This is a genomic window from Nonomuraea sp. MTCD27 (genome assembly GCF_041950495.1).
Taxonomy (GTDB): Bacteria; Actinomycetota; Actinomycetes; order Streptosporangiales; family Streptosporangiaceae; genus Nonomuraea.
In genome coordinates, this window is the sequence record NZ_JBGNUW010000040.1 from 66,761 (window position 1) to 80,825 (window position 14,065).

12 protein-coding genes are annotated in these 14,065 nt (G+C 73.2%); 7 read left to right on the top strand and 5 right to left on the bottom strand.

From position 1 onward, the window contains the following. Window positions 1-62: 62 nt before the first annotated feature. Window positions 63-1,076: a hypothetical protein gene (locus ACBJ59_RS59390; protein ID WP_375118769.1), complete on the top strand. Its 1,014-nt coding sequence runs from the start codon at window positions 63-65 to the stop codon at window positions 1,074-1,076. Here the strand turns inward: ACBJ59_RS59390 and ACBJ59_RS59395 are convergent, their stop codons facing one another. Further along, window positions 1,077-1,451, bottom strand: coding sequence for a hypothetical protein (locus ACBJ59_RS59395; RefSeq protein ID WP_375118770.1), 375 nt, complete (start codon window positions 1,449-1,451; stop codon window positions 1,077-1,079). Between the two features lie 70 nt (window positions 1,452-1,521). Here ACBJ59_RS59395 and lhgO point away from each other — a divergent pair, with 70 nt between their 5' ends. The 6 genes from lhgO to ACBJ59_RS59425 all read left to right on the top strand — a co-directional run bounded on the left by lhgO (window position 1,522) and on the right by ACBJ59_RS59425 (window position 9,399). After that, window positions 1,522-2,712 (top strand): L-2-hydroxyglutarate oxidase, encoded by a 1,191-nt coding sequence (gene lhgO / locus ACBJ59_RS59400; RefSeq protein WP_375118771.1) that lies wholly within the window; start codon window positions 1,522-1,524, stop codon window positions 2,710-2,712. Between the two features lie 17 nt (window positions 2,713-2,729). Continuing rightward, entirely contained in the window at window positions 2,730-3,422 is a 693-nt protein-coding gene (locus ACBJ59_RS59405; protein WP_364116985.1) for a response regulator transcription factor, read from the top strand. Next, window positions 3,422-4,834, top strand: coding sequence for a sensor histidine kinase (locus tag ACBJ59_RS59410; RefSeq protein WP_375118772.1), 1,413 nt, complete (start codon window positions 3,422-3,424; stop codon window positions 4,832-4,834). The genes ACBJ59_RS59405 and ACBJ59_RS59410 overlap by 1 nt, the downstream gene beginning before the upstream one ends. A gap of 65 nt (window positions 4,835-4,899) precedes the next feature. Then, on the top strand, window positions 4,900-5,556 hold the full coding sequence (locus ACBJ59_RS59415) for a response regulator transcription factor (RefSeq protein WP_364117044.1): 657 nt from the start codon (window positions 4,900-4,902) through the stop codon (window positions 5,554-5,556). Between the two features lie 10 nt (window positions 5,557-5,566). Continuing rightward, window positions 5,567-7,447: an ABC transporter gene (locus ACBJ59_RS59420; RefSeq protein WP_375118773.1), complete on the top strand. Its 1,881-nt coding sequence runs from the start codon at window positions 5,567-5,569 to the stop codon at window positions 7,445-7,447. Next, window positions 7,444-9,399: a YfjP family GTPase gene (locus tag ACBJ59_RS59425; RefSeq protein ID WP_375118774.1), complete on the top strand. Its 1,956-nt coding sequence runs from the start codon at window positions 7,444-7,446 to the stop codon at window positions 9,397-9,399. Before ACBJ59_RS59420 ends, ACBJ59_RS59425 begins: the two co-directional genes overlap by 4 nt. Before the next feature lie 18 nt (window positions 9,400-9,417). Here ACBJ59_RS59425 and ACBJ59_RS59430 read toward each other — a convergent pair whose 3' ends face one another. The 4 genes from ACBJ59_RS59430 to tdh are packed head-to-tail and all read right to left on the bottom strand — an operon-like array spanning window position 9,418 to window position 13,809. Then, window positions 9,418-10,599 (bottom strand): MFS transporter, encoded by a 1,182-nt coding sequence (locus ACBJ59_RS59430; protein ID WP_375118775.1) that lies wholly within the window; start codon window positions 10,597-10,599, stop codon window positions 9,418-9,420. 9 nt (window positions 10,600-10,608) lie between these two features. Next, window positions 10,609-11,526 (bottom strand): LysR family transcriptional regulator, encoded by a 918-nt coding sequence (locus tag ACBJ59_RS59435; protein WP_375118776.1) that lies wholly within the window; start codon window positions 11,524-11,526, stop codon window positions 10,609-10,611. Between the two features lie 13 nt (window positions 11,527-11,539). Next, window positions 11,540-12,709, bottom strand: coding sequence for a glycine C-acetyltransferase (locus ACBJ59_RS59440; RefSeq protein ID WP_364116973.1), 1,170 nt, complete (start codon window positions 12,707-12,709; stop codon window positions 11,540-11,542). Further along, window positions 12,709-13,809: an L-threonine 3-dehydrogenase gene (tdh, locus tag ACBJ59_RS59445; protein ID WP_375118777.1), complete on the bottom strand. Its 1,101-nt coding sequence runs from the start codon at window positions 13,807-13,809 to the stop codon at window positions 12,709-12,711. The genes ACBJ59_RS59440 and tdh overlap by 1 nt, the downstream gene beginning before the upstream one ends. Window positions 13,810-14,065 lie beyond the last annotated feature (256 nt).

The window sequence follows — 14,065 nt, forward strand, 5'->3', positions numbered from 1 at the left end:
CGGGAGGGCGTGGCGTCGGAGGTCCGGGAGCATCGTGGCTGCGTGTGGGGCATGATGGCGGCGTGGGGGACTTCGTGACCAGGGTGCTCGCCGTCATGGCGGCCGTTTTCCTGCTGCCCGCCGCTCCCGCCCGCGCGGCGGGCGACGACGGCGCGGAGCGGTTGTTCACCTTCAAGGATCCGCAGATCACGGAGTCGAGCGGGCTGGCCGTGTCGCCGACGCACGAAAGCGTCTACTACACGCACAACGACAGCTCCGCCACCCCGACCTTCTACGCGGTCGACGGCCGGGGGCGCACGCTGGGCACGTTCCAGGTGCGCGGGGCCGAGGCGCGGGACTGGGAGGCCATGGCCGCGACCAAGGATCCGGCGACGGGCCGGGGGGTGCTCTGGTTCGCCGACATCGGCGACAACCTGGACGGCGCGTGGCCGAACGTCTCCGTCTACAAGGTGATGGAGCCCGCGACGCTCCAGGACGCCACGCTGCCCGCCACCCGCTACCGCTTCCGCTACGCGGACGGGGGCCGGAACGCGGAAGGCATCATGATCAACCCGCGGACGGGGCGGCTCTACGTGGTGTCCAAGGAGTTCGCCGGATCGATCTACGCGGCGCCGAAGAAGCTGCGGGCCGACCGGACGAACGTGCTGCGCAAGACGGGCAACGCGCCCATCATGGCCACGGACGCCGCGTACGCTCCCGACGGCTCGTCCTACGTCGTCCGCACCTACTTCTCCGCCACCCTCTACAAGCCCTCGGGCGAGACGATCGCCAAGGTGGAGATGCCGGAGCTGAAGCAGGCGGAGTCGATCGCGTACACGCCCGACGGCAAGGCGCTGCTCACCGGCACGGAGGGGCCGAACAGCCCGGTCTACCGGGTGCCGCTGCCCGAGACCGCCCAGGTCACCGCCACGCCCAGCCCGGTCAGGGCCGAGGAGCGCGAGGAGGGCGCCACGCCCGCCGCCGCGCCGGCGGACTCCTCCGGAGCCGGGCTGACGGTCACCGACGTCCTCATCTGGCTGGCCGCCGCGGCGGCCGCCATCGGGGTGATCACCTTCCTGGCCCGGCGCACGCGCTGATCAGCGGCCGCGGCGCATGGTGGCGGTGAAGAGGTCGCCCCTGAGGGCGCGCTCGACCACCTCGATCGAGCGCGACAGCCGCACCAGCCGCGGCCCCTCCTCCCGGTAGGTGTCGAGCACCTCCTCGATGGCGTGCGGGGGCAGGTGGCCCTTGAGGTCGACCGCCGCCGCGCGGTAGCCGGCGCGGGCGGCCTCGACGGCGGAGGTGACGTGGTGGCGGGCCATCGCGGCCAGCGCCACCGGGTGCCGCCTGAGCACCTCGTACGCCCGGTAGTCCGGCGGCACCGCGTCGAGCAGCCAGGCCACTGCGGAGGTCTCCCAGTCGGGCACGCTGGGCGGCCGGACCTCCGCCGGCCACTCTGGCGGGACGTACATGGGGACATCGTACTCATGTTCGATTCGTCCGGATATGGCGGGGACGGTCGGTAAGTCGGAAAATCGTCATGTGACGGAGAAGATCGGGGTCGTGGGTGCCGGCATCGTCGGGCTCGCGGTGGCGCGCGAGCTGGCCACCGCCAGGGGTGCCGAAGTGACCGTGCTCGAGAAGGAGGGGCGCGTCGGCGCCCACCAGACGGGGCACAACAGCGGCGTCGTGCACGCGGGGATCTACTACCCGCCGGGCTCGCTCAAGGCCAGGCTCTGCCGCGAGGGCGTGGCGCTGCTGAAGGAGTACTGTGCCGCGCACGGGCTGCCGTACGACGAGGTGGGCAAGCTGGTCGTGGCGAGCACCCACGCCGAGCGGCCGCTGCTGAGCGCGCTGGCCGAGCGGGCGCGCGCCAACGGCGTGCCGGGCATCGCCGAGCTGGACGGGCTCGCGCTGCGCGAGATCGAGCCGCACGCGATCGGCGTCGGCGCCATCCACTCGCCGCACACCGCGATCTGCGACTTCCCGGCCGTCGCGCGCCGGCTCGCGCTGGACGTGGCCGAGCTGGGCGGGTCCGTACGCCTGGCGCACCCGGTCCGGGCGATCAGGGAACGGGCCGGGAAGGTGGAGGTGGTGGCCGGGCAGCGCAGGCTCGCCTTCGACCGCCTGGTGGTGTGCGGCGGGCTGGGCACCGACGCGGTGGCCGGGATGGCCCGGGCGCCGGGTGACGTGCGGATCGTGCCGTTCAGGGGGGAGTTCTACGCGCTCAAGGGCGCCGCCAGGGACCTGGTGCGCGGGCTGATCTATCCCGTGCCGGACCCGCGCTATCCGTTCCTGGGCGTGCACCTGACGCGGCAGATCGGGGGCGGGGTGCTGGTGGGGCCGAACGCGGTGCTCGCCCTGGCCTATGAAGGCTACCGGTGGCGGAATTTCCGTAATTTTCGGCAAATTCTTGGCTGGCCGGGGACCCTGCGCATGGCCCGGGCGCACTGGCGCACCGGGGTCAGGGAGACGTACGCGTCCCTCGTCAAGAGCGCCTTCCTCAAGGGGGCCCGCCGCTACGTGCCCGAGCTCGCCATCGCTGACCTGGAAAGAGCCGCCAGCGGCGTGCGCGCCCAGGCCGTCGCGCGGGACGGCCGGCTGGTGGACGACTTCGTGGTGGACGTGCACGGGAAGGTCGTCCTCGTACGGAACGCGCCCTCGCCCGCGGCCACCTCAAGCCTGGCCATTGCGCGGCACATTGCCGGAATTGTCCCAGCACCCGTCCAATGAGGGCATCCTTGGATGTGATGGAATCACGCCTGCTGATAGTCGAGGACGATCCGAACATCCTCGAACTCCTCGCCGCGAGCCTGAGGTTCGCGGGTTTCGACGTGACCACGGCGAAGAGCGGTCTCGACGCCGTGGCCGCCGTCCAACGACACCGCCCCGACCTCGTCGTGCTCGACGTCATGCTGCCCGACCTGGACGGTTTCGAGATCGTCAAGCGGTTGCGGGGCGGCGGGCTGCACACGCCGGTGGTGTTCCTGACCGCTCGTGACGAGACCGAGGACAAGATCCGCGGGCTGACGATCGGCGGCGACGACTACGTGACCAAGCCGTTCAGCCTGGAGGAGGTGGTCGCCAGGATCCACGCGGTGTTGCGCCGTACGAGCGGGGAGCCGCAGGCCGCGCCGCCCCGGCTGACGTTCGCCGACATCGAGCTGGACGAGGAGAGCCACGAGGTGTGGCGCGGGGGCAACGCGGTGGCGCTGTCGCCGACCGAGTTCAAGCTCCTGCGGTATTTCATGACGAACGCCGGCCGCGTCCTGTCCAAGCCGCAGATCCTCGACCACGTGTGGGACTACGACTTCAGGGGCGAGGTGGGCATCGTCGAGTCGTACGTGTCCGTGCTCCGCCGGAAGATCGACAACCGGAGCCCGCGGCTCATCCACACCCTGCGGGGTGTCGGATACGTCCTGCGCCTGCCGCCGAGTCCCTGATGCGCGGCCTGCCGCTGAGGGTCAAGCTGATCGCGTCGATGCTGGCGCTGCTCGGCTTCGGCATGACCTTCATCGGCCTGGTGAGCGTCTCGGTGCTGCACGGCTATCTCCTGGACCGCGTGGACAGCCAGCTCCACCTGCTCAACGCGCGCATGCACAACAAGGTCAGGAACGACTGGAAGAAGGACAGGGAGACCGACGACCGGCCGATCCTCATCGAGTCCGACGCCATCGCCCTGGTCAGGGAGCCGGGCGGCGAGTTCGTGCCGATGCTGAGCGACCGCGACGTGGACACCAAGCCGAAGCCCGTGCTGTCGCCGTCGCCGGGCACCGATCCCTACACCGCGCCCGCCCTCAGCGGCGGCGGCGAGTGGCGGGTGCTGGAAAGCGTCTACCAGCGGCGCACGCTCGTCGTCGCGGTCGACCTGGAGGAGGTGGACGCGATCACCCGGCGGCTCGTGCTCATCGAGGTGCTGGGCGGTGGCGGCATCCTGCTCATCCTGGCCGTCGTGGGCATCACCATCGTCCGGCGCAGCATGCGGCCGCTGGGCCAGATCGAGCGTACGGCCGAGGCCATCGCCGCCGGCGAGCTGGGCCGCCGGGTGCCGGACGGCGACCCGCGTACCGAGGTGGGCGGGCTGGCCAGGTCGCTGAACGGGATGCTGGCCCAGATCGAGGCCGCGTTCGCCGCCAGGTCGGCGTCCGAGGCGGCGGCCCGCCGCTCCGAGGACCGCATGCGCCAGTTCGTCGGCGACGCCTCGCACGAGCTGCGCACCCCGCTGACCTCGATCCGCGGCTTCGCCGAGTACGCCAGGCAGAACCCGGGCGCCGACCCCGCCGAGCTGATGCAGCGCGTGGAGAAGGCCGCGGGCCGGATGAGCCTGCTCGTGGACGACCTGCTGCTGCTCGCCCGGGTGGACCAGCAGCGGCCGTTGCAGATGCGGCCGGTGGACATGCTGGCGCTGGCCGCGGACGCCGTACAGGATGCCCGGATCCTCGCCCCCGACCGGGTGATCAAGCTGGACGTGGTCGGCGGCGCGGCCCTGATCGTCTCCGGCGACGAGGTGCGGCTGCGCCAGGTCATCAGCAACCTCGTCACCAACGCCATCGTGCACACCGAGCCCGGCTCCCCGATCATCGTCCGGGCCGGGGCGGGCACGGACCGCCTGTTCGTCGAGGTCGTCGACGCCGGGCCCGGCCTGACGCCCGAGCAGGTCGAGCACGTCTTCGAGCGCTTCTACCGGGCCGACTCCGCCCGGTCGCGCCGCCGCTCGGCCGAGGACCGGGGCAGCGGGCTCGGCCTGGCCATCGTGCAGGCGCTCGTGCGCGCCCACGGCGGTTCGGTCACCGTGGACAGCTCGCCGGCGAGCGGCTCGACCTTCCGTGTGGAACTCCCACTCGCCTTGGAGTAAGTGTTCAGCTAACCCTCAGGTGGCTGCGTCACTCTAAGTAGGTGACGAAACCCGAGGCGCTGATCATGGTGGTGGACGACGAGCCCAGCATCAGGGATCTGCTGTCCGCCAGCCTGCGCTTCTCCGGGTTCGAGGTGCTGACCGCCCAAGACGGCGAGGAGGCCGTCGAGGTGGCCGTGCGCACCTCGCCCGACCTGGTGGTGCTCGACGTGATGCTGCCCGACCTGGACGGGTTCGAGGTGGCCAGGCGGATCGACGCGCCCGTGCTGTTCCTGACCGCCCGCGACGCCACCGAGGACAAGATCGCCGGGTTGCGGGTGGGGGACGACTACGTGACCAAGCCGTTCAGCCTGGAGGAGGTGCAGGCCAGGATCAGGGCGGTGTTGCGGCGTACTCGGGGGGAGAGCGCGCCCGCCAGCAAGCTGAAGGTGGCCGACCTGGAGCTGGACGAGGACGCGCGCGAGGTGTGGCGCGGCGGCCGTCAGGTACGCCTGTCGCCGACCGAGTTCAAGCTGCTGCACTACTTCATGGTCAACGCCGGGCGCGTGGTGTCGAAGGCGCAGATCCTCGACCACGTGTGGAACTACGACTTCGGCGGCGACGCGGGGGTGGTGGAGTCGTACGTGTCGTACCTCCGGCGCAAGGTGGACGACGTCGAGCCGCGGCTCATTCACACGCTGCGCAGCGTCGGTTACGTGCTGAGGGAGCCACCGGCCGGTTAGTTTGGGTCTTATGGACCTGCTGGGCGCGCTGGAGTCGCTTCGGCGGCCGCTGGATCGGGAGCTCTTCCCCCTGGCCGTCGGCGAGGCGGCGGCCGACCGGCGCGCGCTGCGCGAGCTGACCGGGCAGCTCGACGACTACCTGCTGCCCAGGTTGCGCGCCATCGACGCGCCGCTGCTCGCCGTCGTCGGCGGCTCGACCGGGGCGGGCAAGTCCACGCTGGTCAACTCGCTGGTCGGGGCCGACGTGGCCGAGCCGGGCGTGCTGCGGCCCACCACGCTGGTGCCCACGCTCGTGGTCAGCCCGGCCGACCGGTCCTGGTTCATGGGCCAGAACGTGCTGCCCGGCCTGTCCCGCGCCACCGGCGGCGGTCCCGGCGCGCTGCGCGTGGTGACGTCCCCGGCTCTGGGGGCGGGCCTGGCGCTGCTCGACGCGCCCGACATCGACTCCGTGGTGACCGCCAACCGGGAGCTCGCCGCGCAGCTCCTGGCCGCCGCCGACCTGTGGCTGTTCGTCACGACCGCCGCCCGCTACGCCGACGAGGTGCCGTGGAGCTTCCTGCGCTCCGCCCGCGAACGCAGCACCGCGCTGGCCGTCGTGCTCGACCGCGCGCCCGCCGAGGCCGTCGAGCCCGTCTCGCGCGACCTCGCCCGCCTGCTCACCGAGAACGGCCTCGACGGCACCCGGCTGTTCACCGTCCCCGAGGCCGCGCTCCCCGACGAGAAGGCCCGGCTGCCCGCCTCCTACGTCGAGCCCATCTCCGCCTGGCTGACGGGGCTGGCCGCCGACGCCGCCGAGCGGTCGCGGGTCGTCCGCCAGACGCTGTCCGGGGCCCTCGACAGCCTGGCCACCCGGGTGCCGTCGCTCGCCGCGGCCATCGAGCGCCAGCAGGCCGCCTTCGACGGGCTGCGCTCCATCGTGTCGGGCGCGTACGCGGGCGGCATGGCCGACTTCGACGAGGGCATGCGTGACGGTTCGCTGCTGCGCGGCGAGGTGCTGGCCCGCTGGCAGGACTTCATCGGCACCGGTGACCTCATGCGCTCCCTGGAGAGCCGGGTGGGGTGGCTGCGCGACCGCGTCGTCGGCTTCTTCACCGGGCGGGTGCCGGAGGTGCAGCTCAGGGACGCCCTGGAGAGCGGCGTGGAGGCGCTGATCAGGGGCGCCGCCGACGGGGCGGCCGAGCGGGCCCTGGAGGGCTGGTCGGCCGCGCCAGGGGGCCCCGGGCTGCTCGAACGGCTCGGCGCCGTCGAGTCCGCCCGCCTCGGCCGGGCCTCGCCCGACCTCGGCAAGCGGGCCGAGACGGCGGTGCGGGGGTGGCAGGAGTACGTGCTGGACCTGGTGCGGGAGGAAGGGGCCGAGCGGCGTACGACGGCCAGGGTGGCCTCGTTCGGGGTGAACGGGGCCGGGCTGCTGCTCATGCTGGCCGTCTTCGCCTCGACCGGCGGGCTGACGGGGATCGAGGTGGGGATCGCGGGCGGGACGAGCGTGTTGTCGCAGAAGCTGCTGGAGGCGGTGTTCGGGGACCAGGCGGTACGGTCGCTGACCGTGCGGGCCAGGGAGGACCTGCGCGAACGGGTGCGCGGGCTGATGGCGGAGGAGTCCGGGCGGTTCACGGCCCGGCTGGAGACGGTGGAGCCGCCCAGAGGCACGGCGGACGCCCTGCGCGCGGCGGCCCGGCAGATCCGCGACCACCGCGCCGAACTGCCCCCTGCGACGGCGGATGGGCCGCCGGGCGCGACGACGGCCGAGCTGCCCGCGCCAGGAACGGAGGCGCGGACGGCGGAACTGCCTGTGCCCGGGACGGCGGAGCCGCCCGTGCCCGGGACGGAGCCGCGGACGGCGGGGCCGCCGTCACCCGGGTCCGGCGACGACGCCGCGGAGGAGAGGCCGTGAAGCTGCTACGCCGCAAGGAGGGCCCGTCCCTCGACTCCCGGCTGGCCGCCCTGCTGGAGGCGGCCACCCTGGGCGAGGGGCGGCTGTCGGAGCGGGCGGTCTTCGCCGCCCGTACGGTCGCCGAACGCGCCGGGACCCGCCGCGACCTGTCCATCGACCACACCGTGGCCGCGCTGGCCGGCGCCACGGGCAGCGGCAAGTCCTCCCTCTACAACGCCCTCGTCGGCGAGGACCTGGCGGCCGTCGGCGTCACCAGGCCCACCACCTCGACCGCCCAGGCGGCCCTGTGGGACGGCGAGGGCGCGGGCGCGCTGCTGGACTGGCTGGACATCCCCCGCCGCCACTCCGCCCCCGCGACCCCGGAGCTGGCCGGGCTCGTCCTCCTCGACCTGCCCGACCACGACTCCATCCGGCTGTCTCACCGCCTGGAGGTGGATCGCCTGGTGGAGCAGGTCGATCTGCTGGTGTGGGTGGTGGATCCGCAGAAGTACGCCGACGCGGCGCTGCACGAGCGCTACCTGCGCCCCCTGGCCGGGCACGGGGACGTGATGGTGGTGGTGCTCAACCAGGTGGACCGCCTGCCCGCCCAGGCCGTGGACCGCTGCCTGCGCGACCTGCGCCGCCTGCTGGACGACGACGGACTGGCCGGGGTGCCCGTCCTCGCGGTGTCGGCCCGTACGGGGCAGGGGCTGGGGGAGCTCCGCTCGTTGCTCGGGGAGCGCGTCTCGGAACGCCGGTCCTGGTCCGCCCGCCTCGCCGCCGACCTCACCTCCGCCGCCGACCACCTGGCCACGGCCGGTCCCGCCACGTCGCTGGAGGCGAGCGCTCCTCGGGGGACGGTGGAGGGCGATTCCGCGTCACTGCCTCCCGCCGGGGCGCCGGAGGATGCTCGTCCCGCGCCGGCGCTTCCTGCCGGGGCGCCGGAGGAGCCCGGCCCCCCGGGTGGCCGGGAGGCGGATCGGGCGGGGGCCGGTGTCCTGGCGGCCGGGCGCGAGACGTCCGCCCGCGAAGACGCGGCCGGGCGTGAGGCGTCCGGTCCCTCCGCCGGGGAGGTGCCCGACGTCGGTGCGGCGGCCGGGCGGGATGGGGCCAAGCGGATGGCCGGAGCCGGGCGGGCGCTCACCGGGGCCCTCTGCGCGGCGGCCGGGGTGCCGCTGGTCGTGGAGGCCGTGGCCAAGGGGCACCGGCACCGGGCCGTGGTCGCCACCGGCTGGCCGGTCACCAGGTGGGTCCGGCGGTTCCGGCCCGACCCCCTGCGCAGGCTGCGCATCGACGGCGCGTCCCGCCGACCGGGCAGGGAGGTCGCCGGCACGTCCCGGCGGGCTGGCGGGGAGGTCGGGAGCGCGTCCCGGCGGTCCGGCGGGGAGATCGTCGGCCGTACCTCCGTGCCGGCGGCGTCGGCCGTGCAGCGGGCGCAGGTCGAGACGGCGATCAGGGACGTCGGCGAGGTGGCCGCGAGCGGGCTGCCCGGGCCGTGGGCGGCGGCCGTGCGGCAGGCGGCCAGGTCGCGCGCCCGTGAGCTGGCGGACACGGTGGACCGGACGGTGGCCACGACGTCCGCCGGCGCCACGAGGCGGCCCAGGTGGTGGCGGGTGGTGAACGTCCTGCAGTGGCTGGTGTTCGCGGCCATGCTGGCCGGCGCCCTGTGGCTCGGGGTGCTGTTCGCGATGGACTATCTGCGGCTGCCCCAGCCGCCGCTCCCGACCGTCGGCGTGGTGCCGTGGCCGACGGTATTGCTGGTGGGGGGCGCGCTGGCCGGGGTGCTGATCGCGTTGTTGTCGAGGCTGGTGGCCTGGGCGGGCGGGCGGCGCCGGGCCCGGCGTACGGCCAGGGCCCTGCGTACGGCCATCGGGCAGGTCGGCAAGGAGATGGTGCTGGAGCCCGTGGAGGCGGAGCTGGACACGTACGCCCGGTTCGCCGAAGCCCTCGACCTGGCCCGCGCCCGCACCTGACCCCCGGGCAAGGCCGGGTCAGGCCGGGGTGCGGCGGAGCAGCGAGGTCGCCAGCAGCGCGCCCAGCAGGGCCAGTGCGGCGGCCGACAGGAAGGGGGCCGAGGGGCCGAAGCGTTCCCCGACGACCCCGGCTCCCGCCGCCCCCGCCGCCCCGCCCATCCCGATGGCCGTGGAGACCCACCCGAACGCCTCCCCCTGCGCGGCCGGCGCGTACTCGTCCACCAGCAGCGACCCGGTCGTCAGCGCCGGATTGAGCACCAGCCCCCCGGCGAACAGCGCCGCCCAGAACAGCGGCAGCGCGCCGATCAGGACGAGCGGCGCCAGCGCGACCCCGAGCGCCAGCATCAGCCCCACGAGCCGCACCTGGACGGCCGATCCCCAGGAGCGGGCGCCATAGGCGGCGGCACCCGCGATCCCGCCCAGCGACAGCGCCGCCACCAGCAGCCCGGTGGCGGCGGGCACGTCGCGGGCGACGGCCAGCGCGGGCAGGCCCACCTCCAGCGTCCCGATGACGCCGCCGAGCAGCAGCACCACGGCCAGCAGCACGAACATGCGGCGATCGGCGAAGACCCGCCCCGGCTCCCGTTCGGGCGGCGCGGAGCCCACCCGCAGCGCCCGGGAGAAGGCCAGCGTCCCGGCCCCGGCCGCCGCGGCGACCACGCCCAGCGCCAGCGAGGTCGAGGCCACCGCGATCAGCAGCCCGAACACCAGCGGCCCGACGAGCATGGCCAGCTCCTGGACCAGGTACACCAGGCTGTAGGCGGCGGTACGGCCCTCGCCGGCCATCCTGCGGCCCCACTCGATCCGCATGCTGACGGAGATCGGCGGCAGCCCGGCGCCCGACACCCAGGCCAGCACCAGCATGGGCCACCACGGCCACCCGGCCAGGGCGCATCCGATCAGGCCCAGCAGCGCCGCCACGTGGATCAGTGCCGTGACCGCCAGCACCACCCGGGGCCCGCGCCGGTCCATGATGCGCCCCTGCACCGGCCGGCCCATGCCCGCCCCGACGGAGAACGCCGCCGCCGTCACCCCCGCCAGGGCCAGCGAGCCGGTCGCCTGCTGCACCACGAGCACCATCCCGACGGGCGCCACCTGCTGCGTCAGCTGCGCCAGGAACCCGAGCACCCCCTGCGCCGCGACCCCCGGCAGGCCGAACAACCGGCGATACGGTACGCCACCCGGCCCGCTGTCTCCCATGGCCGCACGCTACTCCTGGAGATCAGCGCTCGTTCCGAGGGACTCCGCCGCCGCGCGCAGGGCGGACAGCAGCGGGCGCAGGAGGGGATGGGCGTCGGAGCCCCGGCGTACGGCGGCGAAGACCCGGCGTTCCGGACCCGGCGTGTGGCGTACGGCGACCCCCGGCAGCACCATGTCCCGCAGCGCCAGCCGCGGCACCAGGGCCACCCCCGCGCCCGCCCCGACCAGGGCCACCACGGCGCGGAAGTCGTCGGAGCAGTGCACGAGGTTCGGCGTGAAGCCCGCCTGCTGGCACGCGAACGCGATCACGTCGTGCACCGGGTTGCCGGGGTACGGGCCGATCCAGGTCTCGGAGGCCAGCGACACCAGCGTGGCCGATCCGGCCAGCGGGTGGTCGTGGGGGAGCACGAGGTCGAACGGCTCGGCGTACAGCGGGCGGCGGGAGATCCGGCGGTCGGCGGCGTCGGGCGCGCCGCGGTATTCGACCGTGACGGCCAGGTCCGCCTCCGCGTCCAGCAGCATGGCCAGGCTGTGGTCGCCCTCGGCGTCGCGCACGCGTACGCGCAGGCCGGGGGCGGTGGTGCGGAGGGCGGCGATGGCGGGGGAGAGCACGGCGCTGATCGCGGTGGCGAAGCAGGCCACGGTGACCTCGCCGGCCTCGCCCGTGGTGTACGCGGCCACGTCGGCCTCGGCCCGTTCGAGCTGGGCGAGCACCTCGTTGGCGTGGCCAAGCATGATCTTGCCGACCGCGGTGAGGTGGACGCCGCGCCCGTCACGGTTGAACAGGCGGTGGCCCACCTCGTGCTCCAGCGCGACGAGCTGCTGGGACACGGCGGAGGGCGTGAGGTGCAGCGCGGCCGCCGCGGCGGTGACCGTGCCGTGGTCGGCCACCGCGCGCAACGTACGCAGCCGCCGCGTGTCTATCACGCGTGCAGGATACTCAGCCCCTGGCCTCGATGAACGCCCGCACCGCGCGGTCCACGTCGTCCTGCGAGTGGGCGGCGGAGAGCTGCACCCGGATCCTGGCCTGGCCGTGCGGCACCACCGGGTAGGAGAAGCCGATCACGTAGATGCCCAGGTCGAGCAGGCGCTCGGCCATGGCGCCGGCCTCGGCGGCGTCGCCGATCATCACGGGCACGATCGGGTGGTCGCCCGGCAGGATGTCGAACCCGGCCCGGGTCATCTCGCTCCGGAAGCGCGCGGTGTTGGCGCGCAGCCGCTCGCGGGCCTCGCTGGAGGTCTCCAGCAGGTCGAGGATGCGCAGCGACGCCGAGGCGATGACGGGGGCGAGGGAGTTGGAGAACAGGTAGGGGCGCGAGCGCTGGCGCAGCAGCTCGCAGATCTCCTTGCGGGCCGAGACGTAGCCGCCGCTGGCCCCGCCGAGCGCCTTGCCCAGCGTGCCGGTGATGATGTCGATCCGGTCGGTGACGCCGTGCAGCTCCGGCGTGCCGCGGCCGGTGGGGCCGACGAAGCCGACGGCGTGGGAGTCGTCGACCATGACCATGGCGTCGTACTGCTCGGCCAGGTCGCAGATCTCCCGCAACGGCGCGAGATATCCGTCCATGGAGAACACGCCGTCGGTGACGATCAGCCGGCGCCGGGCCTCCGATGCCTCCTTCAGCCTGGCCTCCAGCTCCGACATGTCGCGGTTGGCGTAGCGGAAGCGCTGGGCCTTGGACAGCCGGATGCCGTCGATGATGCTGGCGTGGTTGAGCGCGTCGGAGATCACCGCGTCCTGGGCGTCGAGCAGGGTCTCGAACACGCCGCCGTTGGCGTCGAAGCAGGAGCTGTAGAGGACGGTGTCCTCCATGCCCAGGAAGTCCGACAGGCGGGCTTCGAGCTCCTTGTGCACCTCCTGGGTGCCGCAGATGAACCGTACGGAGGCCATGCCGAACCCCCACCGGTCGAGCGCCTGCTTGGCCGCCTCGACCACCGCGGGCTCGTCGGCCAGGCCCAGGTAGTTGTTGGCGCAGAAGTTCAGCACCTCGCGACCGGCCACGCTGACCTGGGAGCTCTGCGGGGTGGAGATCACGCGTTCGGGCTTGTGCAGCCCGGCCTCGGTGATCTCGTCGAGCGTCGTACGCAGTTGCTGGCGCACGTTCGTGAACATCAAGCGCTCCTGTCTATGGTCGCGGCCGCTTCGGCCTCCGTCGGCTCGTCCCGCGCTCTCTCCGGCCGAGCTCCTCCGCTCCAGTCCAGGATGACCTTGCCCGTCCGGCCGCTCGCGGCCGTGTCGAAGGCGGCGTCGAAGTCCTGGTAGGAGAACCGGTCGGTGATGACGGGGGACAGGTCGAGGCCCTTTTCCAGCAGGACGGACATGTTGTACCAGGTCTCGTACATCTCCCGGCCGTACACGCCCTTGATGGTGATCATGGACGTCACGACGGTGGACCAGTCGACGGCGAACTCCTCGGCGGGCAGCCCCAGCATGGCGATCCTCCCGCCGTGGGTCATGCTCGCGATCATGTCGCGCATGGCCGCCGGGTTGCCGGACATCTCCAGCCCGACGTCGAAGCCCTCGCGCAGGTGGAGCTGGCGCATGCCCTCGGCGATGGAGGAGCGGGAGACGTTGAGGGCGAGGGAGACGCCGAGCTTGCCGGCCAGGTCGAGCCGCTCGTCGCTGACGTCGGTGATCATCACGTTGCGCGCGCCGACGTGCGTGGCCACGGCCGCGGCCATGAGGCCGATCGGGCCCGCGCCGGTGATCAGCACGTCCTCGCCGACGAGGGGGAAGGACAGCGCGGTGTGCACGGCGTTGCCGAACGGGTCGAAGATGGCCGCCACGTCGGGGTGGACGGGCACGCGGTGCACCCAGACGTTCGAGGCGGGCAGCGTGACGTATTCGGCGAACGCGCCGTCCCTGTTCACCCCGAGCCCGACCGTGTTGCGGCACAGGTGCCTGCGGCCCGCCATGCAGTTGCGGCACTTGCCGCACACGATGTGACCCTCGCCGCTGACGAGGTCGCCGGCGGCGATGTCCTCGACGCCCGGCGCCACCTCGACCACGTGCCCGGAGAACTCGTGCCCGACGATGAGCGGGAGCTCCAGGGTGTGCCGCGCCCAGTCATCAAATTTCCGGATATGGAGGTCTGTGCCGCAGATGCCGGTCCGCAGGACCCGGATCTTCACCTCGCCCGGTCCCAACGCCGGCTCCGGCACGTCCACCAGCCACAGGCCAGGCTCGGCCCTCTCCTTGACCAGCGCTTTCATCCCCGTACCTTTCGCCGTCTACGAACCTAACGCACTGTGCCCGCTGCACTCGGGACGTGTCCATCGAAGGATTCTTAAGTGCCCCCTCAGACCTGCTTCACGCGACCTTGTTGAATGGGTCGAGAGCTCAGAAAGACATCCCAGGAGCTTTAGTTGTCAAGCAGCAAGCGATTCGGCGTGATGCGACCAGGCGGTTGCCTCGTCGTAGAGGGCGCCGGTCTTGAGGCAGCCGTGCAGGATGCCGACGAGCCGGTTG

Excerpts from the sequence above, each read along its gene's own strand:
- ACBJ59_RS59430 (WP_375118775.1), bottom strand. The coding sequence starts at position 10,599 with ATGGGAGACAGCGGGCCGGGTGGCGTACCGTATCGCCGGTTGTTCGGC.
- tdh (WP_375118777.1), bottom strand. The coding sequence starts at position 13,809 with ATGAAAGCGCTGGTCAAGGAGAGGGCCGAGCCTGGCCTGTGGCTGGTG.
- ACBJ59_RS59395 (WP_375118770.1), bottom strand. The coding sequence starts at position 1,451 with ATGTACGTCCCGCCAGAGTGGCCGGCGGAGGTCCGGCCGCCCAGCGTG.
- ACBJ59_RS59405 (WP_364116985.1), top strand. The coding sequence starts at position 2,730 with ATGGAATCACGCCTGCTGATAGTCGAGGACGATCCGAACATCCTCGAA.
- ACBJ59_RS59415 (WP_364117044.1), top strand. The coding sequence starts at position 4,900 with ATGGTGGTGGACGACGAGCCCAGCATCAGGGATCTGCTGTCCGCCAGC.
- ACBJ59_RS59440 (WP_364116973.1), bottom strand. The coding sequence starts at position 12,709 with ATGTTCACGAACGTGCGCCAGCAACTGCGTACGACGCTCGACGAGATC.
- ACBJ59_RS59410 (WP_375118772.1), top strand. The coding sequence starts at position 3,422 with ATGCGCGGCCTGCCGCTGAGGGTCAAGCTGATCGCGTCGATGCTGGCG.
- ACBJ59_RS59420 (WP_375118773.1), top strand. The coding sequence starts at position 5,567 with ATGGACCTGCTGGGCGCGCTGGAGTCGCTTCGGCGGCCGCTGGATCGG.